Annotated in this window: 35 protein-coding genes; 4 read left to right on the forward strand and 31 right to left on the reverse strand. The window is 47.9% G+C overall.

What is annotated here, in order from left to right; translation table 11 throughout:
* The 31 genes from R3187_RS14015 to R3187_RS14160 form a co-directional block, all read right to left on the reverse strand.
* Window positions 1-606, reverse strand: coding sequence for a hypothetical protein (locus tag R3187_RS14015; protein ID WP_318967676.1), 606 nt, complete (start codon window positions 604-606; stop codon window positions 1-3).
* 97 nt (window positions 607-703) lie between these two features.
* Window positions 704-1,084 (reverse strand): hypothetical protein, encoded by a 381-nt coding sequence (locus R3187_RS14020; RefSeq protein ID WP_318967677.1) that lies wholly within the window; start codon window positions 1,082-1,084, stop codon window positions 704-706.
* A gap of 68 nt (window positions 1,085-1,152) precedes the next feature.
* A complete protein-coding gene (locus R3187_RS14025) occupies window positions 1,153-3,468 on the reverse strand; it encodes a phage tail length tape measure family protein (RefSeq protein WP_318967678.1) in 2,316 nt (771 codons plus the stop codon).
* Window positions 3,453-3,629, reverse strand: coding sequence for a hypothetical protein (locus R3187_RS14030; protein ID WP_318967679.1), 177 nt, complete (start codon window positions 3,627-3,629; stop codon window positions 3,453-3,455). The genes R3187_RS14025 and R3187_RS14030 overlap by 16 nt, the downstream gene beginning before the upstream one ends.
* 29 nt (window positions 3,630-3,658) lie before the next feature.
* On the reverse strand, window positions 3,659-4,048 hold the full coding sequence (locus R3187_RS14035; protein WP_318967680.1) for a hypothetical protein: 390 nt from the start codon (window positions 4,046-4,048) through the stop codon (window positions 3,659-3,661).
* A 13-nt stretch (window positions 4,049-4,061) separates the two neighbouring features.
* On the reverse strand, window positions 4,062-4,481 hold the full coding sequence (locus R3187_RS14040) for a phage tail tube protein (RefSeq protein WP_318967681.1): 420 nt from the start codon (window positions 4,479-4,481) through the stop codon (window positions 4,062-4,064).
* Window positions 4,482-4,492: 11 nt separating this feature from the next.
* Window positions 4,493-4,900: a hypothetical protein gene (locus tag R3187_RS14045; RefSeq protein ID WP_318967682.1), complete on the reverse strand. Its 408-nt coding sequence runs from the start codon at window positions 4,898-4,900 to the stop codon at window positions 4,493-4,495.
* Window positions 4,897-5,403 (reverse strand): HK97-gp10 family putative phage morphogenesis protein, encoded by a 507-nt coding sequence (locus R3187_RS14050; RefSeq protein ID WP_318967683.1) that lies wholly within the window; start codon window positions 5,401-5,403, stop codon window positions 4,897-4,899. Before R3187_RS14050 ends, R3187_RS14045 begins: the two co-directional genes overlap by 4 nt.
* Window positions 5,400-5,732, reverse strand: coding sequence for a phage head closure protein (locus tag R3187_RS14055; protein ID WP_318967684.1), 333 nt, complete (start codon window positions 5,730-5,732; stop codon window positions 5,400-5,402). Before R3187_RS14055 ends, R3187_RS14050 begins: the two co-directional genes overlap by 4 nt.
* Complete coding sequence (locus R3187_RS14060; RefSeq protein WP_318967685.1) at window positions 5,722-6,060, reverse strand: head-tail connector protein; 339 nt, start codon at window positions 6,058-6,060, stop codon at window positions 5,722-5,724. Before R3187_RS14060 ends, R3187_RS14055 begins: the two co-directional genes overlap by 11 nt.
* A complete protein-coding gene (locus R3187_RS14065) occupies window positions 6,060-6,377 on the reverse strand; it encodes a hypothetical protein (RefSeq protein WP_318967686.1) in 318 nt (105 codons plus the stop codon). Before R3187_RS14065 ends, R3187_RS14060 begins: the two co-directional genes overlap by 1 nt.
* Before the next feature lie 63 nt (window positions 6,378-6,440).
* Window positions 6,441-7,661 (reverse strand): phage major capsid protein, encoded by a 1,221-nt coding sequence (locus tag R3187_RS14070; RefSeq protein WP_318967687.1) that lies wholly within the window; start codon window positions 7,659-7,661, stop codon window positions 6,441-6,443.
* A 61-nt stretch (window positions 7,662-7,722) separates the two neighbouring features.
* On the reverse strand, window positions 7,723-8,319 hold the full coding sequence (locus R3187_RS14075) for an HK97 family phage prohead protease (RefSeq protein WP_318967688.1): 597 nt from the start codon (window positions 8,317-8,319) through the stop codon (window positions 7,723-7,725).
* Window positions 8,312-9,553 (reverse strand): phage portal protein, encoded by a 1,242-nt coding sequence (locus tag R3187_RS14080; RefSeq protein ID WP_318967689.1) that lies wholly within the window; start codon window positions 9,551-9,553, stop codon window positions 8,312-8,314. Before R3187_RS14080 ends, R3187_RS14075 begins: the two co-directional genes overlap by 8 nt.
* Window positions 9,550-11,277, reverse strand: coding sequence for a terminase large subunit (locus tag R3187_RS14085; RefSeq protein WP_318967690.1), 1,728 nt, complete (start codon window positions 11,275-11,277; stop codon window positions 9,550-9,552). The genes R3187_RS14080 and R3187_RS14085 overlap by 4 nt, the downstream gene beginning before the upstream one ends.
* On the reverse strand, window positions 11,278-11,754 hold the full coding sequence (locus R3187_RS14090; RefSeq protein WP_318967691.1) for a phage terminase small subunit P27 family: 477 nt from the start codon (window positions 11,752-11,754) through the stop codon (window positions 11,278-11,280).
* Between the two features lie 94 nt (window positions 11,755-11,848).
* Window positions 11,849-12,214 (reverse strand): HNH endonuclease, encoded by a 366-nt coding sequence (locus R3187_RS14095; RefSeq protein WP_318967692.1) that lies wholly within the window; start codon window positions 12,212-12,214, stop codon window positions 11,849-11,851.
* Window positions 12,214-12,522 carry a hypothetical protein gene (locus tag R3187_RS14100; protein ID WP_318967693.1) on the reverse strand — a complete coding sequence of 103 codons (309 nt, stop codon included), beginning with the start codon at window positions 12,520-12,522 and terminating at the stop codon, window positions 12,214-12,216. Before R3187_RS14100 ends, R3187_RS14095 begins: the two co-directional genes overlap by 1 nt.
* Window positions 12,523-12,525: 3 nt before the next feature.
* Window positions 12,526-12,729 (reverse strand): hypothetical protein, encoded by a 204-nt coding sequence (locus R3187_RS14105; protein ID WP_290614723.1) that lies wholly within the window; start codon window positions 12,727-12,729, stop codon window positions 12,526-12,528.
* A gap of 1 nt (window position 12,730) precedes the next feature.
* Window positions 12,731-13,105: a D-Ala-D-Ala carboxypeptidase family metallohydrolase gene (locus tag R3187_RS14110; RefSeq protein WP_318967694.1), complete on the reverse strand. Its 375-nt coding sequence runs from the start codon at window positions 13,103-13,105 to the stop codon at window positions 12,731-12,733.
* A gap of 488 nt (window positions 13,106-13,593) precedes the next feature.
* Window positions 13,594-13,833, reverse strand: coding sequence for a helix-turn-helix domain-containing protein (locus R3187_RS18800; protein ID WP_413229030.1), 240 nt, complete (start codon window positions 13,831-13,833; stop codon window positions 13,594-13,596).
* Window positions 13,833-14,204: a RusA family crossover junction endodeoxyribonuclease gene (locus R3187_RS14115; protein WP_318967695.1), complete on the reverse strand. Its 372-nt coding sequence runs from the start codon at window positions 14,202-14,204 to the stop codon at window positions 13,833-13,835. The genes R3187_RS18800 and R3187_RS14115 overlap by 1 nt, the downstream gene beginning before the upstream one ends.
* Before the next feature lie 94 nt (window positions 14,205-14,298).
* On the reverse strand, window positions 14,299-15,480 hold the full coding sequence (locus R3187_RS14120; RefSeq protein WP_318967696.1) for a tyrosine-type recombinase/integrase: 1,182 nt from the start codon (window positions 15,478-15,480) through the stop codon (window positions 14,299-14,301).
* Complete coding sequence (locus R3187_RS14125) at window positions 15,477-16,001, reverse strand: GIY-YIG nuclease family protein (RefSeq protein WP_318967697.1); 525 nt, start codon at window positions 15,999-16,001, stop codon at window positions 15,477-15,479. Before R3187_RS14125 ends, R3187_RS14120 begins: the two co-directional genes overlap by 4 nt.
* 2 nt (window positions 16,002-16,003) lie before the next feature.
* Entirely contained in the window at window positions 16,004-16,210 is a 207-nt protein-coding gene (locus tag R3187_RS14130) for a hypothetical protein (protein ID WP_318967698.1), read from the reverse strand.
* Complete coding sequence (locus R3187_RS14135) at window positions 16,200-16,427, reverse strand: hypothetical protein (protein ID WP_318967699.1); 228 nt, start codon at window positions 16,425-16,427, stop codon at window positions 16,200-16,202. Before R3187_RS14135 ends, R3187_RS14130 begins: the two co-directional genes overlap by 11 nt.
* Window positions 16,424-17,182 carry an ATP-binding protein gene (locus R3187_RS14140; protein WP_318967700.1) on the reverse strand — a complete coding sequence of 253 codons (759 nt, stop codon included), beginning with the start codon at window positions 17,180-17,182 and terminating at the stop codon, window positions 16,424-16,426. The genes R3187_RS14135 and R3187_RS14140 overlap by 4 nt, the downstream gene beginning before the upstream one ends.
* On the reverse strand, window positions 17,179-18,180 hold the full coding sequence (locus R3187_RS14145; RefSeq protein WP_318967701.1) for a replication protein: 1,002 nt from the start codon (window positions 18,178-18,180) through the stop codon (window positions 17,179-17,181). The genes R3187_RS14140 and R3187_RS14145 overlap by 4 nt, the downstream gene beginning before the upstream one ends.
* Window positions 18,181-18,909: 729 nt before the next feature.
* Window positions 18,910-19,128 carry a hypothetical protein gene (locus R3187_RS14150; RefSeq protein ID WP_318967702.1) on the reverse strand — a complete coding sequence of 73 codons (219 nt, stop codon included), beginning with the start codon at window positions 19,126-19,128 and terminating at the stop codon, window positions 18,910-18,912.
* Window positions 19,129-19,130: 2 nt separating this feature from the next.
* Window positions 19,131-19,637: a phage regulatory CII family protein gene (locus R3187_RS14155; protein ID WP_318967703.1), complete on the reverse strand. Its 507-nt coding sequence runs from the start codon at window positions 19,635-19,637 to the stop codon at window positions 19,131-19,133.
* 24 nt (window positions 19,638-19,661) lie between these two features.
* Window positions 19,662-19,850 carry a Cro/CI family transcriptional regulator gene (locus R3187_RS14160; protein ID WP_318967704.1) on the reverse strand — a complete coding sequence of 63 codons (189 nt, stop codon included), beginning with the start codon at window positions 19,848-19,850 and terminating at the stop codon, window positions 19,662-19,664.
* A 76-nt stretch (window positions 19,851-19,926) separates the two neighbouring features.
* Between R3187_RS14160 and R3187_RS14165 the strand changes: the two genes are divergently transcribed.
* The 4 genes from R3187_RS14165 to R3187_RS14180 all read left to right on the forward strand — a co-directional run bounded on the left by R3187_RS14165 (window position 19,927) and on the right by R3187_RS14180 (window position 21,485).
* Complete coding sequence (locus R3187_RS14165; RefSeq protein ID WP_318967764.1) at window positions 19,927-20,679, forward strand: helix-turn-helix transcriptional regulator; 753 nt, start codon at window positions 19,927-19,929, stop codon at window positions 20,677-20,679.
* Window positions 20,680-20,821: 142 nt separating this feature from the next.
* Window positions 20,822-20,944 (forward strand): hypothetical protein, encoded by a 123-nt coding sequence (locus R3187_RS14170; RefSeq protein ID WP_318967705.1) that lies wholly within the window; start codon window positions 20,822-20,824, stop codon window positions 20,942-20,944.
* Complete coding sequence (locus R3187_RS14175) at window positions 20,941-21,117, forward strand: hypothetical protein (RefSeq protein ID WP_318967706.1); 177 nt, start codon at window positions 20,941-20,943, stop codon at window positions 21,115-21,117. The genes R3187_RS14170 and R3187_RS14175 overlap by 4 nt, the downstream gene beginning before the upstream one ends.
* Window positions 21,111-21,485: a hypothetical protein gene (locus R3187_RS14180; RefSeq protein ID WP_318967707.1), complete on the forward strand. Its 375-nt coding sequence runs from the start codon at window positions 21,111-21,113 to the stop codon at window positions 21,483-21,485. Before R3187_RS14175 ends, R3187_RS14180 begins: the two co-directional genes overlap by 7 nt.
* The last annotated feature ends 1 nt before the right edge of the window (window position 21,486 follow it).

The raw sequence follows: 21,486 nt of genomic DNA on the forward strand, positions 1-21,486 counted from the left end.
TTATAGCGCCTCTCGGCAATCAAGCTCTAACTTGGCAATACCGCCGGCACGGCCGTCTACTTTGAATTCCTGCACATCACGTACTTTGCGCAATAAAAACGGAACATCGCGGATTACCAGAGCGGTATTCAGCGGCACGGCTTTCATTAACTGCGGGTGTATGTTCAAAGTAAGCTGGCCATTGACGTTGCTGTTGGCGTCTTCGGTTACAATGTAAACCTTGCTGTGGTTAGCAAACTTAACAAAGTCGCCAGCCAGAAGCTGGCCAGTAACAGGGCCACTGAAACCTTCCATTGGTACTGCAGTTGCACCCTGGCTTGTTGCTGTTCGAACAACAGGCGCACCAGAGCCAACCCCTTTTGTATCGCTATAGCGCGGTATTACGGCAGTAAAGGCAGTAAACCGGCCCTTTAAGCCACACGCCCAGCCAAAAGCAGAACGCAGCTGATCCGGCGTTAAAGGCGTGCTGATCAGGGTTATTTCCCACTTGTGCCCAGGTATAGCGCGCACATGCTCAATATAGGTTTTGCTTTCGGTGCTTATGTTGGCATCGATGCTGGCGAACCGAGCTTCTTGCACTTTAAATACTGCTGGTAGTTGGCTCATAATTCCCCGAATTCAGGTAATAAAAAACCCGCCGTAGCGGGTTATTAGGTTATTTATTAATATGGTAATACCAGAAATAGACTGCCAACACTTGAAGCTAACAGAAAACTGCTTCGGGGTTTTCCTTGCAGAATTCCACTTCCCACTCTTTCAATGTCAGCTCACAACTTATTCGCCAAGACTCGTCAAAATCAGAATATGTTTCGCCTTCAAAGCTTACTAATCCCTCATGTATTGCGACATACCTAACAAACCCATTGTACCCACCCATTTTATTTTTTGAGTTAACTTCACCACAGTAACCTTTTGTATTTCTGAATATCGCACTGTTGGGGTCATTAAGCTCAGCCTTAACCCACTTTTTAGCAAGATATGGAGTTGTCAGATCATGAAACGATTGTTCGTGAAAATAGTACCAACCAAAAAATGCAGAACATAAAATTACAGTTAGCACTAAAAATTTAATAATCACTTTCATTGAGGTTAATCTTAGCCTTGGAATTTAATTTTGAATTTAGCATTATTATATTAAACCACCAAACCCATCTAACCTGCCAGTCTTATGCCTTGGTCCTCAAAAGCACTGCTTACCATACCAGCAATAGCGCCTCTGTTTTCCATTAGCATTTCGAGCAGGCTGTCGTTATCCATGCCGGTAAAGTTAAAGTTAAAGTTTGCCTGCTGACCTGACTGACCACCGCTTTGAAGTGCTGCACGTAAATTTTCATTACTGGTTACTTTACCTGTACCGCTGCCAGTACGAAGTAACTCAGGACCACGCTCACCAACCAAGTACCAGCCATTAGGGCCAACTGGGCCACCATTAGCGCGGGCGCCGCTTAATTGCGTTCCAGTGATATTTGATATTAAGCCCGCAGTTGCAGAAATAGTAGAAGCAATAGCAGCTAAGTTTAGCGGCCAAGGCACTGCAGCTGCATTCGCTATACCCTGAAAGATCGAAACCGTAGACTGAGCAATTGCGAAAGCTTTACTGGCCGCAAACATCGCTTTATACGTTTTGGACTGCTCTCCTTTGTGGTTCTTGGCCATTTCAGCGAGACTACCAAAAAGCTCCTGCCCAGAACTAAGCATCATTTGGGTGTTTTGAATATTAAAGTTAAGCTGATCTAACTTCGCCCGCTTCTTAATGTCGGCAATTAACGCCTCACCTTCCTCAGTAATGCCCCCGACATTAGAGTAGTAATCCCTAACAATCTGCTCTTGGTCTTCATAGTATTCCTGCATAAGCTGCTGTTCAGTTTTATACTGATCAGCAACGTAATCCATTTGACCACGGCGGAATTCAATTACGTTATTCTGATGTTCAATTTCTTTATCGATTTCAGCCTGGGCCCTGTCTTCATTGTCGGCACGTTCCTTGTCTTTGCGTGCTTTTAATTCAGCTATTTGGGCATCAAGTGATGAAAGCTCTTTAGCCTGGTAATCTGCCCGCATTTGTTCAACAGAGTCGAAACCCATTCTGCGTAGATCAGCTTCCGATGCGATGAGCGTACTGATTTGCTGTAACCGCTTATCGCTGGCCAGCTGAAGTTTTTCTTCTTCACTGGCGTACTGGCTATCTAATTGGAACAGGGTATTCTTTGAACTGGCTATATCCCGCTTAAGCTTTTCGTCAGCGGCTTTCTTTGCAGTTTGCGCTTTTAATGCAGCAGCTTCACTTTCAGTTTTTAACCGTTGCCTTTCTGCCTGCTCTGCAGCAAGTTCACGTTGCAGCATTTCTTCGTTGTAAATTTTAGTTAGCGCTTTCTGTTCGGCACTAATTTCATTTAATTCGCTTTGAAAACCACTGTTTTTCTGAGCCGGCCGCCGAGATAGTGTTTTTGGATCTCTGCCATTTAAGTATTTTTTCTGGGCTGCTGCAGTTGCGTCATACTCTGCTTGAAGCTCTTTTAAACGTGCCGGCATTTCATCTACCGGCATATCGAAAGGAGCAATCTCTTTATTAACACGCTGCAAAAGCCCATCGAGTGCGGATGTTGCCGCTATGACAGGCTTGGTGTTACCTATATTGTTTAGTAGAGCTTCCCAGCTTTGACCAAGACCGTCAGCTGCACCGGCTAAACCCTGACCTTCTCCAGCACCTGAACCACCAACCACCCCACGCAGCTCTTTTAATATCAGTCTCTGGGCACCGGCAACATCGCCACTTTCAACCATTGTTCTGATAGTTGATTTTAGCGATTCATCAAACCGATCGGTAACTTCTTTAAGTTCACCTATCGCATTGGCCGGATCAGAAAGAACTTTACCGAGCTTTTTAATGTTTTCAGGAAGACCGTTGCCGTAAATTGCAGAGATATCCTGTGCTAACATTATGGCTTCTTTAAATGTTTCGCCCTGCACAGACTTAAATTGCATAAGAATGCCTGCAGCCTGGCGAACACCATCTACACTTGCCAATGTATTCCGGGCAACGCTATCAGCGAGATCGGTTATTTCACGGCTGGTTAAACCGGCAGCACTGTTATTTGCTCGCAACTGCGCTTCAATACGAAACTGGCTTTGCTCAAAGCGAGCGGCCACTGCTACGCCTTTCGCATATATTGCACCCAAAGCCGCGACTGCAGCCCCTGCAGCAATTGCCGCGCCACCAGCCACACCCAAACCACTCGTTAAACTGCCAAGCCCGTTTGTTAAGGATCCGAGCGGGCCCGGAGCGCGGCCGATACCCTCAGTAAAGCGGCTAAACTCTTTACGGAATCGCCCTTGACTGTCGTTGGCTGCCTTAATGTTTTTTTGGTAGCCGTTAGTGGATTTGTTTACACGGGCCATTTCCTTTTGGAATTGGGCACCATCAAGCTCCATTTTGGCTACTAAATTGGCAATTATGTCTTTTGACATCCGCCCAGTTCCTCTTTCATTAAGGCTATTTCGTCGGCCACGCTTATTTTCGGCGTGTCATCGGGTTTTAAATTAAAATACGCAGCCCATTCGGTAAGCTCAGCACTGGTTAAGCTTTTCTCAAGCTCTGACACCGTTTTGTGCAGGTGGCTGGCCAGCATGAACAGAAATTGCCGGTAAGGCTGCTTTTTTAGTTTTTTGCTGCGTCCTCATGGGCGCCCGCAGACAAAAGGTTAAGTTTGTCTGCCACCTTAAATAAGCGATCCAGCGCTTTGGGGCTTTTGCTGGCCAACTGATTAACTAAATCTTCGCGCAGATTGCCTTCTGTATCAGCCAGAGAAAAGGCTATTACGGCAGGCCGGAACAACTGGCGAAACTTGCTTTCAATAGCCTGCCCTGTTTCCTTATCGTAAAAACCTGCTGTGGCCATATAGGCCTCGTAAGCACCGCGCACTGCACCTGACATTTCTGAAAGCGTTATTTCAGCGTCATTCCACTCTGGCACAACGACAATTTCAGTCTTTAAATCAACGTGAGCCAGTGCCATCGCCAGCACTGACTTTTTTGAGTTGGTTGACATGATATTCCCTAAATTATGGGGTTACGGTTTCGTCCCAGGTTACTGGACCAGATACTTTCGATTTCACACTGCACTGCAGCGCTTGCTCTGACTCTGGATTTAGCACCCGGAAGCTGAGCAGAACCAGTGAGAACGTTGCCTTGGCACCGTTTGGGTACTCAAGTTCAATATCAGCTGGCGTGCCGGCTCTTGCGGCATCACGGAATAACTTTTGGGTTGTATCAGCTATTTCGTAGTTAAAAACAATGTCTTTTTCATCGCCGTCTTTCATACCGGCGATATATTCTTTATCCAATTTATCTAACGGGGTAGCGTCCACAAGTGGGCGCTCTGCACCGGTATCACCAATTGAACGAGCACCCGGCAACAACGTAAATTCTGTGGCTGGAGCGACTTTAAATTTAAACTTAGTACCTGCACCGATGACGGCCATGGTGTTTCTCCTTAGGGTTGGTAAATTATATTTACTTCGAACTCAACCAGATTGGTTGGCAAGTTAAACTCTTTGTCCTCGCCAACTGGCGCGGCATTAATAATCATTATTTTCACCGTTTTACCGGGATAAATTTCAATTTCGCCGGTAAAGCTTTCCAAAACTTTAATTGCCCTGTCAGCCAGTATTTTGGCGGCAATATAAGTACCACCCCAGCATTCAAAGCTAATAGTGATCCTCGCGATATTTTCAAAACTACCATCTAGCAGGCGTTCTTGCTGTGGCTCGCTACTACGATAAACAATTGCAGGTAAAGGGCCAGATTCATCACGTTCAAGCGGGGTTATTCGACTATTTACTGACTGCCATATGTCGGTATCGTTTTTCAGCAGATCTTTAATTCCAGCTTCAATACTCATGATGATTTTATCTTCTTGAAAGTCTGAACAACTATCTGCTCACGAAGTCGCTTCTTAAGCTGAGTAAGAGTGGCTTCAATGTTGTTTTCGAATGCATTTTCAAGGTATTTTCCAGCGGTTAAGCCGGGGTGATTTCGGGCCGTGGCGTAGCGGCTCCCTATTTTCATTATCTTTGGCTTGCCTGAACGCTTTGCGGCTTTTCGCGTGAAAAAAACATTCGTTTTAGTTGGCTTTGTTCCGCGTTCAAGCAGCCTTATATACCAGGCTTTTTTGTCAAATGAACCAACATATGCAACTGGTACGCCGTTACCATCAATTCGGGTTCTAACTCTGATACTCCGCCTGGCGGTTCCTGTTTTGGTTGGTAGAGCTTGCTTCATTGCCTTTTGAGGCACTTTAACCGCATCGCTAAGGGCTTTACGTGCTGCATCTCTGGCAAATTTACCGCCTAACTGCGTTAAACCTGCCTGTAGCTCTTTTAGCCCGGTAACTTTGATGCTCATAGCTTATGCCCTGCCATGATATACAGCTCGATATTAAGCCCCTTGGGGTTTTCTACCTGCTCTATATCGTAATATTTGCCCTTGTAAAGCACGGCCATGTCGGGCGTTACGTCAGTGCCGGGCATAAACCGGCAATGAAATGTGGTGGCATTGGGGTATTCCATGCCGTTGGCAATGCGTTGCTGCACCTGCTTTGCGGTTAATATTTCGGCCCAGAACGGCCGAACCAGCACGTAAGCCGGTACTTTTTGGCCAGATGCGTCGCGGTTATCGCGGTTTACGCTGTATAACTCGCAGCGGTGGCGCAGTTTGCCTGCCTCAATAGCCATTGGGGTAAATCCGGTATGGATTGAGCGCAGCGTTAAATACCGGGTTGTCGTTCAGCGATAATATGCTGGTTACGCCCCGGTTTTCGTACATATCTGATACCAGCATTAGCCCTGCCCGCTTTACTGATGGCGGGATAACCAGAGCGGTTACTGTTGCTGCAGGATCATCGTCAATAGCTTGCTGATCGGCATAAAGTTTGCGGTTAAGGTGCTGTTCCAGCATATCGACGGCGGCCGCTTCCAGTTCTAACAAATAGCCCTGTTGGTTGTCGTCGAGATCTTCATCTTCCAGCCGAAGCTGGCGCTTTATGCTGATCAGAGTAAGCATTATTCAGCGGTATCCTTTTGTTCTTCTAGATCTGCGTTGGCTTTTTCATCCGCGGCTAATGCTTCAGCTTCAGCTGCGGCTTGAGCAGCTAATTCCGCATCTTCTTCATTCAGGTATTTAGCATTATTTGCAATTACTAAACGATGCGCTGCTAACGGGGCTAACTGTTGCTCTAAACCGATTGCCCAATCAATGCCAATGCCAGCCATGGGTACCGTCATAACAACAACGCATTTCTTTTGCTGATCTGGCGCCACTGCTGGCTTATCACTTTTGGTTTTATCTGCATTGGTTGCAGATGTTTGCTTTCTGGCCATTACTGTTCTCCGGTGTTCCGGTTAAATAAGGCCAGAATTATCTGGCCTTGTTTGGTTCAACTATTAGCTTGCTGGGTGAGCCAGTTTTGCAATAGCGCTGGTATCTTCCAGTACAGTGTCGAACCGGTGGAATGCCAGGAACGCGGTTTGGTCGAACTCTGCATAACGCTCTACCAGACGTTTTAATGTCATGTAGCGAATGCGGCGCAGTACGAATTTGCTGAAGTCACCATAAAACGCTGAAACACCGCTAGCGCCAACGTTAGCAATGGCCTGGTCGATAGTGTATTGATCGCCGTCGATAGTAGACGGTGCAACACCAGCAATTGACGGTAACCACAGCGGACGGCCTTGCGAGTCTTTAAGTGACTTTAACAGCAGCAGCGTGGTGTCGTTAAACGCGAAACGAGCGCTGGTACGGTAAGCCGGGTCAACTTTATGTTTCAGGTTTAAGAAGTCCTGCGCTGAAATTGCAGCAACAGCGGCGGCAACCTGTGACAGCGTAGTTGATACAACCAAGCCTTTGTTTTGCTGCGGCGTACCTGCGCCAGTGCCTTGCACAATTAGCTGAGCCTCTTTACGGCCAATACGACTGGCAATGCGCTGAGCCAGGTAAGCTTCCATGTTTACGCTGTTGTCCTGCAGCAGTTCGTTTGGCACCCGGATAATCTTAGAGCTAAGCTTTTTAGCACCCAGGCTGTCCATGCTGAACGTAACATCGCCTTCTGCCGCTTCTTCACTTTCACCAACAAGATCACCCAGGTCGTTAGTGCCATCGGTGATAACCCATTCCATTGGGTTGCCTTTGTCTGTTTCCAGCAGCTGACAGATATTTGCAATACCGCCATACGCTTTCATTTTATCCACGATCAGGCCGCGGAATTCAGTGGGAATGGTTTCGCCACCTTTACCAGCAACTGTTGATGATTGCGCACGGTACTCTTTAAAAATTGACCGTTCTTCAGGCGTTAATTCCTGATGGCCGTTGCGCATGAACTTTTCAAAAGCTGAACGGTACTCACTACCCGGCTCGCCTTTGTTGTCCTGGTCTTTGCCGGCCTGACCACGTTGCTCATGATCTTCATCAAAATGGCGGCTTTCCAAACCCTGCAGGTGTTCTTCCCGGCTGATTTGCTGGTCTACTTCATCATAGTTGGCTTTATGCTGATCCCATTCAGAGCGCTGCTCTGGTGACCAAGATTTATCACCAATTTTTTCGTTTAACTGACGCATTGACATGGCAATGGCGTTACGTTTTTGCTGTAACTCGTGTAGCTTTGGCATTTTCATGCTCCTTTAAAATAAAAAACCCGCAAGCTGCGGGCGGGATAGTTCCACTTGCGGGTTATCGTAAAATTGAAAGCATGCGCTCTCTGTAGGATTTTTCGTTCATGGCGCGAACATGAATGTTTTGTTCAATGGCCTGCTTTAGCTGCTCCATTGACCGCTTAGCCGAGTTCGCTGCCTGATAAGCTGGGAAGGTTACCGGGCCAATATCAAAAAGCTTACTCATGCGGTGAATTTTGCGAACAATAATGCCTTCATCATCCTGCAGCCATTCGTCACCATCTTGTGCAACGCGAAAGCCGAAACTGCTTTCTTTGATATCGCCCCGGGCCATAGGTGATAACACTAAATCACGGATGGTTTGTGTGCTGGGTGCATCAATTTCATAACCCAGGCCATCATCATTGGTGGCAATTCGAAGCGTTCCTGATGAAGACCGGCCAAGTATGAAGTTTGGATCGTGATTAAATGTGGCGCGAACATCATCGTTCAACACATCGTCAAAGGCGCCCGGCATAATAATTTCACGGAAGCCGCCTAAGTTTTCAGAGCGGGAATTAAATACGGCACCGTTGCCAACTATTTTTGCTGGCTGCCCTTCTTCTGTTTGCGCACGAACCTCGCTGGCAAAGCAGCGCTTTTCATAATCACTCATCGGTATCACCTTCTGTTTTTTTGCCAGTTTGCTGGGCAGCATTTACTGATATTAAATATTCGTCCAACCCTTCAACCGGGTTCATATCGTCGAGGATCCGTGCTTCATTGCGGTTCAGGTAACCTGAGTTAATGCCAGACGCTACTATCTCTGCCTGCTCTTTTGGTGTGGCACGCAGCAGTCCTTTAACATTAAACTTGACGTAATAGCCGGCTTTACGCTCTGCCATGGTAAATATTTTGCGGTTTAACTCCTGCTCCCATTTCATGATGTAAGGCATCATGGTGTAACGAACGAAGTTAATTGAGCTTTCTGTTATGTTGCTGAAGCTGGCTTTTTCCAGATCATTAATCATGTGCGCAGGCACATTGAAGATGCCGGCGATCTCACTTCTAGTCATCTTACGAGTTTCCAGAAACTGAGCATCATTAGGCGAAATGGTTATCGCCTTATATTCAAGCTCAGCAGGCAGTAGCAATGTTTTATTTGTATCTTGCTGTAGTTGGCTTTTTGATTTTTTCCACAGCTCGAGTAGGCTGCCAAAGGTTTTATCGTTCATTGCACCTTTAGCTGACAAAACGCCAGTCGGGCGGCCGCCACCCTGGAAGAACTGCAAACCATAACCCTGAGCAGCCAGGCCAAGCCCGATTGCTTCAGCATGCTGGGTTATTGGGCTTTTACCCCAGCGCTGATTAGAACCGAATGCTTTAATGTGGATACAGTCGTAATGGCTTACGGTTTGCAATCCTTCATCTGGATGGTTAAACCCAAAGTAAAGTCGGTTGTTAAGTGTGTTAATTGAGTTGCCAAAGGCTTTAGCCTGAACAATCTGCTGTAACTCACCTTTTTTATTCCGAACTAATTTACTAAGGCTATTACCCCAGCCAACGGCATGGGTCTGCGCTGTTTCACGCCAGTCGTAGCTGCTTAAGTATTCGTTCGGTTCGTTATGCAATAGCCAATATGCCGGGTGATCTGTAGCCTTTTCCACCATATCGCCTTTGCGCCGCATAACATGCAGTGGCAGCTGGGCCAGGTTGCTGCTTAAAACATAAATACAACTGTAAACTGCGGCCAGCCGCATGCCTGAGTCTTCTGAAACATGGCTATAATTAGCCAGGTAATCGGCGATCTCATCCATTGAAAGTGGATTGGCTGGGTTTTCGAGTGGATCACTACGCTTTTCAAGCGACGTATCCGAACCCCCAAACCATTTTCTGATTGATCCAATCATAAAAGCAGGTCTTCCACATTCAGTTTTGAGAAATCTATTCCAGCATCTTCGTGAGCCATTGCTCGTGAAATTGCCATGATCAGCGCGACTGCACCGTCTATTTTGTTTACTGAGCCCCGCTTTTCTTTAACCGGGCGCATCATTTTTTCGTCTGGCGTTACCTGAGCAACCACGTTACCAATACACCAGGTAAGTATCGGGTGGCCGTCATGGTGGAACCGGCCGCTTTGTATCGCGGCTTCCAGTTCTTTCATGGGTTCGCTCATGTGGGTGTAGTTCTGCGGTATATTTACCGGCAGTAGGCCCTCGCCCTCTAAGTCGTGCGCCAGTGCGGTGGCACCGTGCGGATCCAGCGGCACCTCACGCACAGGGGCTTCGCGGTGGAAGTTAAGTATTTCTTCCATCACGTCTTTAAAGTTTATTTCGGCACCGTCGGTAACGATGATGCTGCCGGTGTTCGCCCACTTCTGGTAGCGCTGCGCCAGCTTCTGATCATCGCTGTTATAAACGGTGTCGTATGGAATAAAGAACTTACTGCCAATGCAGTAGTAATGCCGCTTGCCACATATGTCGCGCCAGAACAGCGGAACCATGGCGGTTAAGTCCAGTTTGGTGGCCAAGTCGTTGGCGATAATGCATTCCTGCCCGGCAAAAGCAGAGACTTCCATGGTTTTGTCTTCGCAGGCTTTCCACGATTCCAGGTTAAAGAATGCGGTTTTAGCGCTTACCCAGATGTTCAAATGCTTCGTTTTGAACGTATTGGTAAACCGGGCGTTTTTAATGGCCCGCTGCTGCTGGCTTAGCAGGTAATCTTCATGCACCGACACACCCATATTCGGGTTTGCCTTGCGCAGTACTGCCGGATCTGTCCAGTCGTCTTCGGCATCAACAGTGTAAATAATGCCAAATAGCTCGTCGTCGGGTGTTATGCCCTCAAGCATTTCAATAACACCGCGGCGTTTGTCGTAGCACGGGCCCTCGATGTTCGCGCCTGCTGTGGTAATGATCCACAACAAAGGCTGCGACCGGGCGCCCATACCGGTAAGCATGGTGTCGTATAAATCGCTGGTATCGTGTTCGTGGTATTCATCGATGATGGCGCAGCTGGGGCTGGCACCGTCACCGGGTTTACCAATTAGCGGCTCCAGTCTCGCACCGTCTGCCAGTTTGCTTATCGTGCTGGCAAAAACCTCAATACCAAAATGCGCCAGCAGATCCGGCGTTCTGGAACACATCAGCTTTGCTGGCCGGAATACCTCTAACGCTTGTTTCTCAGTAGTGGCGCCGGCATAAACCTCGGCGCCGAACTCACCATCAGCAGCAAAGGTGTACACGGCCACGCCGGAACTAAGCGCCGACTTACCATTTTTACGCGGTACCTCGGTGTATATTTCCCGAAAGCGCCGGCGACCGCCTTTCTTACGAACCCAGCCAAAGGCGTTGGCAATTGCAAAGCTTTGCCAGGGCTCAAGCTTCAGCCGTTCACCACGGAACGCCCATTCGCCTTTGGTATGGGGCAGCTTTTCCTGAAACCGACAGGCCCGTTCAGCTTTGTCTTTATCGAAACGGTACTTAAATACCTTCTTCGACTGCTGTTCAAGGTCTACCAGGTAACGTTCGCATGCCAGACGCACATACTTGCAGGCGGGTATTCGGCCGGCCACTACATCACGGGCATACTTACTTGCCCGGTTAACGTGCGGGTACCGCTCTACCTTAGCCATTTAAAACTCTGAAAACTGGTTACCAGCTGGCTTTTTGGCAGCGCCAATTAACCGGCTACGGCTGGATGGGTCCAGACCAAGCAAGGATCCGAACGTTACCAGCTGTCGCAATGACTCGTTGGCCACGGTTACTGCAGGGTTCTTGATCACCCCGCCCATAGCGCCCTTTACCGTGATCCCTTTCTGGTCAATTTCAGACTGGGCCAACCGCCAGTTTGAATAACTGGTGCAGAACGCCTCAACGTTATGCAGGTCGGTCGCAGTAAGAACCTGCTCGCGGCAAAGCTCGTTGGTTACCAGCTTGAACATGACCTGAGCATTTTCAGATAGCCACTCTGGTGCATCGACCGAATGGATAATTGAAAAATCGGGTTCCTGATCATTCAGCTTTCTTTTACCCGGGTTACCTTCAGCCCGTTTACGCGCTGTTGGCTTTGGCTTGCGGCCACGTCCGGCAACGATCTGTGTACCTGACATAGGACCTCAACCAGCCCGCCGGGTTAAACTTTTAATTTCGCGGGTGTAAAAATATGACTTAAGGGGCGGTACAGCTGGGCCAGGCTGTAGAGATTTACCCCGCCCCCCCTGTCCGTTCTGTGGCCGTCTTGGCGTCGTGACACGGTTTGCAGAGGCCCTGCAGGTTCGCCCTATCGTCGGTGCCTCCTTGTGCCTTCGGCTTAATGTGGTCGACGTGAGTGGCCCTGGTGAACACACCACTTTTGATGCAGATCTGACACAGATGCTCATCACGTTCCAGAATTTCTGCACGTAAAACCTGCCACTTACTACCATATCCACGCTCATGTCGGTTTCCGCGTTGCTGCTGCCAACCTGTCCAATTGGTTCCATCTGCAGGCTTACATGTTTCACAGTAACCAGATGCATCACGGGTAAGCACTGTCTTGCACTTTCGGCATGGCTTGCTGGTACGTGGCATTAGCGCTTAGCCTGGCTTTCAATCAGCCTGTCCAGCTTATGATTAATATCCCGAAGGTCCTGCTTAATCTCACTGCGCAGTTGCTCAACACGCTTCTGTTCAGCATGCTGCTGCTCTTTTAAATGGATGATGGCCAGTGCGTTCTGCTCAACGCGCTTATCAAGGGTTACTGCCCAGCCGAACACAGACACAGCAATGATTAGTGTGCTAACCAGATGGCCAACGCTTATGGTTTTATCCAGATGCCAGCTGCGCTTATCAGGTCCCCACTTAGTAGGGACTTCCGGATTCACTTGATCATCACGCATCTATTAGCCTTTGCCACGCACAATGCTGATAATAGTGTCGCGGTCAGCCTTAACCTTAGCGACAATCTCATCATCAATAACAGTGCTGGTGCGCTTAGCGGCTTTCTCCATCGCTTCGATGGCAGCCTTAACCAATAACTCTGCTGCATACTTAGTAGCAAAGTGAATGGCCAGGCCTTTAACAACCTTCAATAGAAATGCTGGCATTTTAGTAACTCCAGATAGTTGGCCGGCCATCGATGCTGCTCAAGTCGTCCAGGTGAATAAATCGTGCGTTACCTTTCTGGTTAACGCCTATACCGGTAAAGCCATGCTTTATTGCCAACTCAACCAGCTTTAATGCATCAGATCCACGAACAATCACATCGCAAGCGCGGCCGGTACTGTGTGGGCCAGGCTTGGCCTTAGCCGCTTCAATAGGGTGTTGCGGTGCACGGTAACCGCTGCTTATCTGCATTGGCTTGCCAAAAGCAATGCGCAGTGTCTGCAATCGCTCCATAAATGCCGGTTCCATCTCACACTTCCCAGTGTGCTTACAATCAAACTCAGCCTTGCTGAAGTTCGGATAGTTGGACCAGTCCATATATTTACCCCATAAAAAAACCCCGGCTGAGGGGCCAGGGTTTATGCGCTGTTCGTATTTAGAACTTGTGCAAGCTTAGCGAAATATAGCGGTTTATTAGGGCTCTGTAAGCGTCAAAAATGACGCTTTAGCAAAATAAATTGAAAATAATTAGTATAATTCAGCTAAAAGGGCTGATTCGGCATGCAAAAGTGCCAGCTTTTCAGTCGGAGTAAGAAATACCTCCTTTATATAGCGCCTGGTAACAACAGCTCGCTGGACCTCTGGCAGTGTTATAACTGCACTATCTATTGCCTTAATATAGAAAGGCACATAAATACTATCTGCCTGGTGGCTGAACAGGTGCTTATCTGAGCTGATCCACAACCCTGTTCGCAGCACTTCACCGCATCGATGAATACTGGATTTGCTTGCATAGCCCTGCAACGACTCTTTATCTGACCAGAACCGGCCCCACTGCTTAAGGTCTTGCCGTAAATCTTTAATGTTCATTGTTCTGGTGTCTCCACGGCTATTGCTACAGCGTCTAACAAATCAACCTTAAACGCACACTCACAGATCTGCATTGTCTGGCCAAAGCTCGGTTCAGACTGTTTCCGCTCCCAGCGCTGGTATGTGCGACGGTCGATATTGGACATTAAACAGACTTCATCCTGAGTCAATCCTTTTTTCTCCCGAACACTCCGGAGAATATGACCACCATGTATCCAACCGCCCTCTTTTATCATCAGCAGGTACTATCCAGCAACATGATCCTGACCACACACTCGCCACCAGGCTTATTGTATTTTCTGCAAACGCTAAGCGCATCAATCTGGCTATCATCTAAATAAACACCGGCATGGCCCAGCGCATCGAGTAGCGACTTTAAGCAGTTATCGATATCACGGCGCCTGGCATCAGCCGGGTGCAAACTAACCTGAACCTGCAACCGCCCTGAATACTGCCTCGCTGCCTTAGCAAGTAAAACACAGCTTCTTACATCAGCACGAAACCGGCGGCCCTTTTCACTGATGAGTACCTGAACCTTGCGACCAACAGGAACAGAACGCCAGTAACTGTTAACCGATGGCGGGTATGGCAACGTCAATTCAAGCACTACAAACCTCTTTTCTATGTTCTGGCGTGTTCCATGTTGGAAAACGCTAAATTCACCTATACGCTAGACAATGCCTGCCTTTCGTTGGTTTTTATCATTTTTGTATGCCGCTATTTTCATCGGTTTTTAAACTGTTAAATATCCAGTTATGGTACCGTTCCAAAGCTTCGCGCTTTAACTTCAGAGAGTCAGCCTGGATATAAACTAAATCCAAACCTTTAGGCTTATGGTTAAGCAAGCGCTCTGCTACCCAGTAATCAATACCCAGTTCTGCCCAGGCACTCCTGGCGGCCTTGCGTAAGTCATGCGCACTAAAACGCCCCTTTGATACCGACCTAATAAGCTTGTCAGCCTCGCTGGCCGTAAGCGCATCATCAGAACCAAATAAGTATTGCCCTGTATTCTTTTGCTCAAATTCTTTTAGCAGCTGATATGCAACGTCAGTTATAGGCAGAACGTGCACCATTCCGGTTTTAGTGATTTTCTCGGGGAAAATAATTTGCCTGGTGTCGAAGTCGATATAGCTCCAGCGCATCTGCCTTGTTTCACCAATTCTGGTTCCGAACAAGATCATGAACATAATTAGGTTTTTGGACCTTAACGACAGACCCATAGCCTGATTAACAATGCGGCTTATATCCTGAACGTGAAGCTTGCTGAACTTTGGAACAATGCGCTTTTGAATATGGTCACTGAACTTCATGCCTGCCATTGGGTTAACAGTAATTAAATCCAGCTCTGCAGCACTGGCAAACACACGCTTTAAAACAGCAAAGTATTGTCTTATCGAGGATGGCTTTAAATCTGCATTTTGAAGGGGCATAATCAGTAATTGATCAATAACTGCTTTTTTAATGTTCGATATAACAATCCCATCCAACCTTGGTAATAAATGCACATTGATCGCGCTTATAACACCTTTTCTTCTACTCTGACTTTTAACTGCCTCTTTTCCAATGCGGTCTAAGTACCAGTTTAAAAGCTGATCTACCGTCTTAAACTCGCTAACCTGCAAATCCTCACCTTTCCCGATCCGCTTAAGTACATCAGGAACCATAGACAGCGCATCTTTGTATTTCAGCACTGGCCAGTAACCAATCCGCTGCCGGTGTTTTTTGCCAAGTTCGTAAATAACCAAATACCATGTAGCTTTTTCTCGGGATTTATTAAACCTTATACACAGAGGGCTTTTTTCGTCTCTTAATTCTGAAACAGTCAGATCCTCTGAATACTCCTTAATTACCCTTTCACTTATCGATGTTTTGACTGTTTTCATTTATTCCCCACCATCGCTAGAATGGTCTTCATAGACATTGGGGATTGCTTACTACCGTTGCTAAAGTCGCCATTTAATGGCGGGCTAAGGGTGTGTATGTATAAAGATTCGATTAAATCCAACTGACATTTAACGCATTCGATAAATGCATAAGAATCAAATGATAGAAAGTTTTCATGCGAACCAAGTCGAGAGAAAATATCTACAGACTGGCCAACATAAACCACGCTCCCATCTTTAATAAGAAAATAAACACCGCATATTTTCTTAAATGGCAATGATGCTTTTACAATTTCATCAGCCTTCAGCAAAACATCACCAGTAAGGCTTTTACTTGCAACCGTTAATGCTTTTAATTGAGAAACTTCTTTATTAAGTTCGTTAATTTCTTTGGTTAAATCACGCTTCGCCAAAGCAGCTTCAATTCGCTTCTGCTTATTTGCTTTTCTAACTTCAACAGATTTAGCTATGGCAGCCTGCTTTTTCTCTGGCGTCATAAGATCATACGGATTTAACTTCATTACTAAGCCCCAGTAACCGGCAGCTGCGCTACCTTTCGCACGTTCGCCAGGTGATCAGCAATCAGCAGTAATTCGTTGCCGGCCAGTTCGCTTGGTTGGAACACTGATTGATCATCAGCCGGGGCCTGCTGCAGCACAATAGTGCCTGCTTGCTGTAAGTGGTTAATGGCTTCCTGAATGTGGTACTGGGCTTCGTTGTTATGCGGCATTTTTAGCACCCTTAAACTTAGGTAAATTACGGTTAAGCGCTGCCCGCATGCGTTCCCGCTGTGCATTTGGCATATCAGCCAGGCGCTTATTAATTTCATGGCGCTTTAGCTTGCCGGCCGCTTTTAAGTGCAGCCAGTAGCAGGCCAGCGTATCGTCTGCAGCCGCTTCATGTTGTTCAGCGGTTAGGTTGCGTAGATTGTAATCTGGCTGGTTCATACAGCCACCGGCTTATTAGTGCGGTAGCTGGGCCAGTAGCATTCCACCAGGTAAAAGCTACTTAACAGCCTGTCGGCTATCCGCTCGCCCATGTGGTTTGCCAGCTCGTCAATTTTCATATTGGTAAGCACAATGCTGCCCTTACCCTGTGTTACCCGCTGATCAATCACGGCGTTTACTATTTTGCAGTCGTTATCCTGTGTGCTGCCAAGCTCTATTTCATCCAGCACCAGCAGATCCACGTTAGCAAAGCTGGCTATAACCTTTTCCTCAGTTAACCGGCTATCGTGGCGTCGGGCTGCACGGGCTTTCATTTGTATTTCAAACGCCGTGGCCACTACAGCACTTTTGCCACTGGCGTTAAGCGCATTGCATATTGCACTGGCCATGTGGTTCTTACCGGTACCGGTACTGCCACAGAACACCATGTTTTTAACAGCACCATGCTGGCCAAAGCTCTGCAGGTATTCGCGGCAGGTGCTTATGGCGGCTTTCTGCTCTGGCCGGTATACCTGGTAACTTTCCAGCGTGGCGCTAAGGTAAATATCCTGCACACCGCTGCGTTCCAACAGGTTTTTAACATCGCGCTGGTGGCGTTCTGCTGCCAGCTGCGCTTGCTGCCGCTGGTAATCAGCCTTGGCTTCGCGTTGCTGAAATGCCAGGTAATCATCTGGTGTAAAGGCGCTGTGCTTGGCATGGGCTTTAACTTTGGCCAGCATGCCGCGGGGTACGGTTAACAAAACGGGCTTATTCATAATTTCACCGCCAATTCACGGGCCTTAATGCCCCAGTCCTGTGCTGTCATGGGTTTACCGTCAGCACCAATGGTTATGCCTGTTTGGCCGTTACCCAGGCCGCTTTTACGCTCAGAATGTAAACTTGCCAGCCGTGCCCATTGCTTGCGCAGTGCAGCCGGGCTTTGAATATTGGTTTTCCAGAATTTATCGGTGTGGGCCAGTGCAAACAGGGTGATCATGTGCTTAGCGGTTCGCTTGTCTTGCGTTCGCATTAGCCGGATATCGTTAGCCCATAGCGCTAGGTTGGCTGGCCGGTGGTGTTCGCCCAGGGTGGTTTTTAAAATGGCATCAAACTGGTTGGCAATGTCTAAATCTTCAGCCGTGCCCCAGAGTTTCCCTTTTTGAATGGCCGCATCAGGTTTTAAATCGGCGTCGGGGGCCGAAGGCGCCGACACATGATCTTTAGAAGTTGTCTTTAGTAAGTTGTCTTTAAGGTTGTCTTTAGTGCTGGAACTACTGTTCCCTTTGTGCGGAACTACTGTTCCGTCTTGTGGTAACTGTTGTACCGCCTTAAAGGAACCGTTGTTCCGTCTTAGTATGGAACTGTTGTTCCGGCTTACCTTGCCTTTTGCACTCTGTTTTTCACTTTTACCAGTGGTTACAACCCATTCGCTGATCACCTTATTCACGCCAACCAACTTCATCAGGCCCGACTTTTCCAGCGTGATCATATTGCGGCCATGCAACTCAGCCAGGCACAACCTAACGCCCTTTTCAGACACGCCAGTAAGCTCTGCCAAATAGGTATTGGTAATGCGGTTGGTTTTTTGGTTGTAACCGTAGGTAATACGAATAATGGCACTAAGCACCCGAAACTGGGCGCCGGTTAGGTCGGCTTTGCACAATTGGTCCTGAATGGCGTTGGCCGTTCTGGTGTAACCATCGTCAGTATCAGCTATCACCTGGTTACCCCCATTGCGCTTAGCGTTAAAATCAATTAAATTTGTCGCTGTCATTGGCTTACCTTTGTTCTAAGTTAATGACCGGCCCGCTCTGAACCAGCGGGCTTTTCTTTTTTAAGTCTGCAGTGGCCGGTTCGCTAACTCCGGCTACCCCGTCGGGTGTGCGCTTACACGTCAGGGCAAATTGGCCCATCCGGCCAGCATCATGCCAACCCACGCAACTTAACTAGTACGACACGCTTTCACGCTTATCACACTGCCTGGCTACAGGCTTCACTGCATTCGGCTGGCAACTGCATCAATTGCCAGGCGAATACATGCTTTACTATCAAAACTTATCAGTTAACTGATTTAGCTTTTCTTGGCTGAACCCTCAAATGGGTGCAGGCCATATTCGGGTTCGTAACTTTCCTGCACTGCTTTCCTTTCACATAGTGGCTAATTTATGAATTAACGGCTTGCCACACCGAACTACACGCTGCCAATGGCCTGCCCCGCGCTAAGTTTCATTCAGAGCTGCCACTTAACCCAGTGGCCGGGACACATTGCAGCCACCCATGCTGCATTTCTGCGCTAAAGCAGCGCATTGGCGTTGGTGTTTATCTCCGGTTCGCTCGCCCGTGGCCAATCGGCTCATAAGTCCCCTAAAACACCAACCCAATAAACTGCGCGGTATCTCTACCGCTAAAGGTGCTTAACGCCATTACAGCGCTCGCTGCATAAACCACCCCACTTAGTTATATCTTCGCTCATCAACTGGGCCGCGAAGCGTTGCCCAAGTGTTCATATCAAATCAATAAACCCGTTAAACCACCCCCACGCTGCCAGCGCCAAAAATGGGAAGTAGCAATAAAAGAAAATAACGATGGTTTTAGTAACGGTATTAACCAGGCGCATGCCAAAGCCAGATTGCATCCTGCGGCTGCCGGTAAACTTACCGGACAAAAAGAACGCCCAGACCAGTGCCAGCAAGGCGGCTTGGGTATATGTAAGTTCAATCATGCTCAGCCCTTACTAATTACAATCGCGGGGTGGGTTGGCAAATCACGTACCTGCCCTTTAATCACCGTTTTAAGCGCCAGCGCTTCGGTAATGGTGGTTAACAGCTTGGCTTTAATGCGCTCGAACTCAATGCTGTCAATTACGCCATCTTCCCGGGCGTGGCGTATTTCAGCCATTGCGTGCCCCAGTTCCTCACTAACCCGCATTAGCTGGTCGCTCAGTTCCTCGTCACAACACACTTCTTCTGGCACTTTTACAAACACACCACCGCGCTGGTGGGCCCAGGCTTCTAAAATGGCGTTATCGTTAGCCAGTTCAGTAATGGCCACCGCTTCGCCCAGGCTAAGCTTGTGAAACTCCTGATCCGGGTTCAGCTTATTACCCAGCACATTAGGGCTAACCCCCAGCTTGCGGGCCAAGTCGCTCGTGTTATGGCGCTTACCCAGCATGTAGGCCGCATCCTGCGGGCACTGTGGAATGGTGTTTGGCTTTAACGTGTTATTGCTCATGGGGCTGTTATCCTTTAAGCGTGGTTAAGAGGCTTGTTGAACAGCTTTCAGCTGATCAGCTTTAAGGGCGCCAGCGGTTATCTTCTCGATCTGGTAAACCCTTAGCTCTGGAACATCTTCTGGCCACTGAGAAACAGCCTGGCTTTTGATACCAAGCGCCTTAGCGGTTTCAGTTACACCGCCAAAATGCGCTATAACATCGGCTTTTTTCATTGAGAGCACCTAAAAGTAAATCAACTAACAATTAGAGTAAGTGAGCTTACATAATAACGCAAGGATTTTTTCGGTGATGGAATTAACTCTTAATGGTAAGCTTGCTTACATGAAAATGAGCGAAAGAATATTAAGCCGCCGAAAATGGCTTAAGCTAACCCAGGAATCCGTTGCTAAAGTCGTCGGAGTTAATCGCGTCTCTGTTTCTAACTGGGAAACCGATAGCAAAAGCGGTGGAATGCCAAGCGGTAAGCATTTAATCAAGCTTGCTCAGGCTTTAAACGTGACGCCTGAGTGGTTGCTAACTGGCGACGAAGATGCCAAACAGAAAGGCGGAGTAAGTGACCATGCAGCAACTTACACTATTGGCTCTTTTGATTTATGGGATAGTAAAACTCCGCTAAACGATGATGAAGTAGAGCTGCCATTTTATAAGGAAGTTGAATTGTCAGCAGGAACTGGTTCAGTAGTACAGTTACTTGATAACGGATTTAAACTGCGATTCGCCAAGTCAACCTTGCGCCGTTACAACATCCAGCCAGATCTAGCGGCTTGTGTAACAGTAAGCGGCAATAGCATGGAGCCGGTTCTGCCTGACCAGGCAACTGTTGGTATCGATACCGGCAACACCAAAATAAAAGATGGTGATATGTATGCCATTGATCATGATGGCCTGTTAAAGGTTAAGCGCCTGTACCGTCTGCCCGGCAACGGCTTAAGGCTGCGTAGCTTTAATTCAGATGAATACCCGGATGAAGATTACCAGGCCGAACAGGCCATAAACATTAAAGTGCTTGGTCGGGTGTTCTGGTATTCTGTGCTCAGATAAATATTTAATCTTTAAAATTACCAACCCGCTTCGGCGGGTTTTTTATTGTCTAAAAAATAAATGTAAGAGAATTTACTTTAATCCTTGACGTAATGCCGTAAGCTGACTTACATTAAACGTAAGCAAGCTAACGGGCATTATCATGAAACCACTAACCGACTACATCAACCAGCGCACTGCCACCGGCGGTAACCGCTTTATCTGGGTACTGGCCATTATCGCCGCCCTGTTGTTTGTTGCTGCGTTTGCCTGGGGCCGTCCATGAATACCGATTCAGTAATTATCGAACTGCAGCGCCTGGCACAAGACCTGTACCTGCAAGATTTTAAAATGATGCACAGCGCAGGCGGTACAAAGGCAATCCACGATTACGTGCAACGCATGATCAAGCTGCGAATTAACCAATTACAGCACCAGCAGGAGGCTACCCAATGCTAGCAAACTCACTTACCCAGGCCGCGGCACTACGCCGGGCATCACCAGTGCCAATGGTGGTTAAAAACCACAGCGCCGGTTACCAGCTGGTTAGCCTGTACGACACCTTAAAGCCCGAGCAAAAAGCCGGCTTAGCTGTGGTGTACGAATGGCACCGCGCCTTTAACCGCGACGGCTGCACCCAAATGCACCCGCTGCAGTTTGAAATTAACGGCGTAGCCGACAAAGGCAAAGGCCCTGCCCTGGCTAACGAACTGCGCCAGCTTGGCCTGCTGCAGCACCACGACGGCCGCTACTGGCTAAGCCCAGCCGGGTTAAAGCTGGTGTTATCTATCAACGAATTACCTATTAGCAACAAACAGGAGTGCTAAC

This window comes from Arsukibacterium sp. (assembly GCF_033721375.1).
Taxonomy (GTDB): domain Bacteria; phylum Pseudomonadota; class Gammaproteobacteria; order Enterobacterales; family Alteromonadaceae; genus Alishewanella.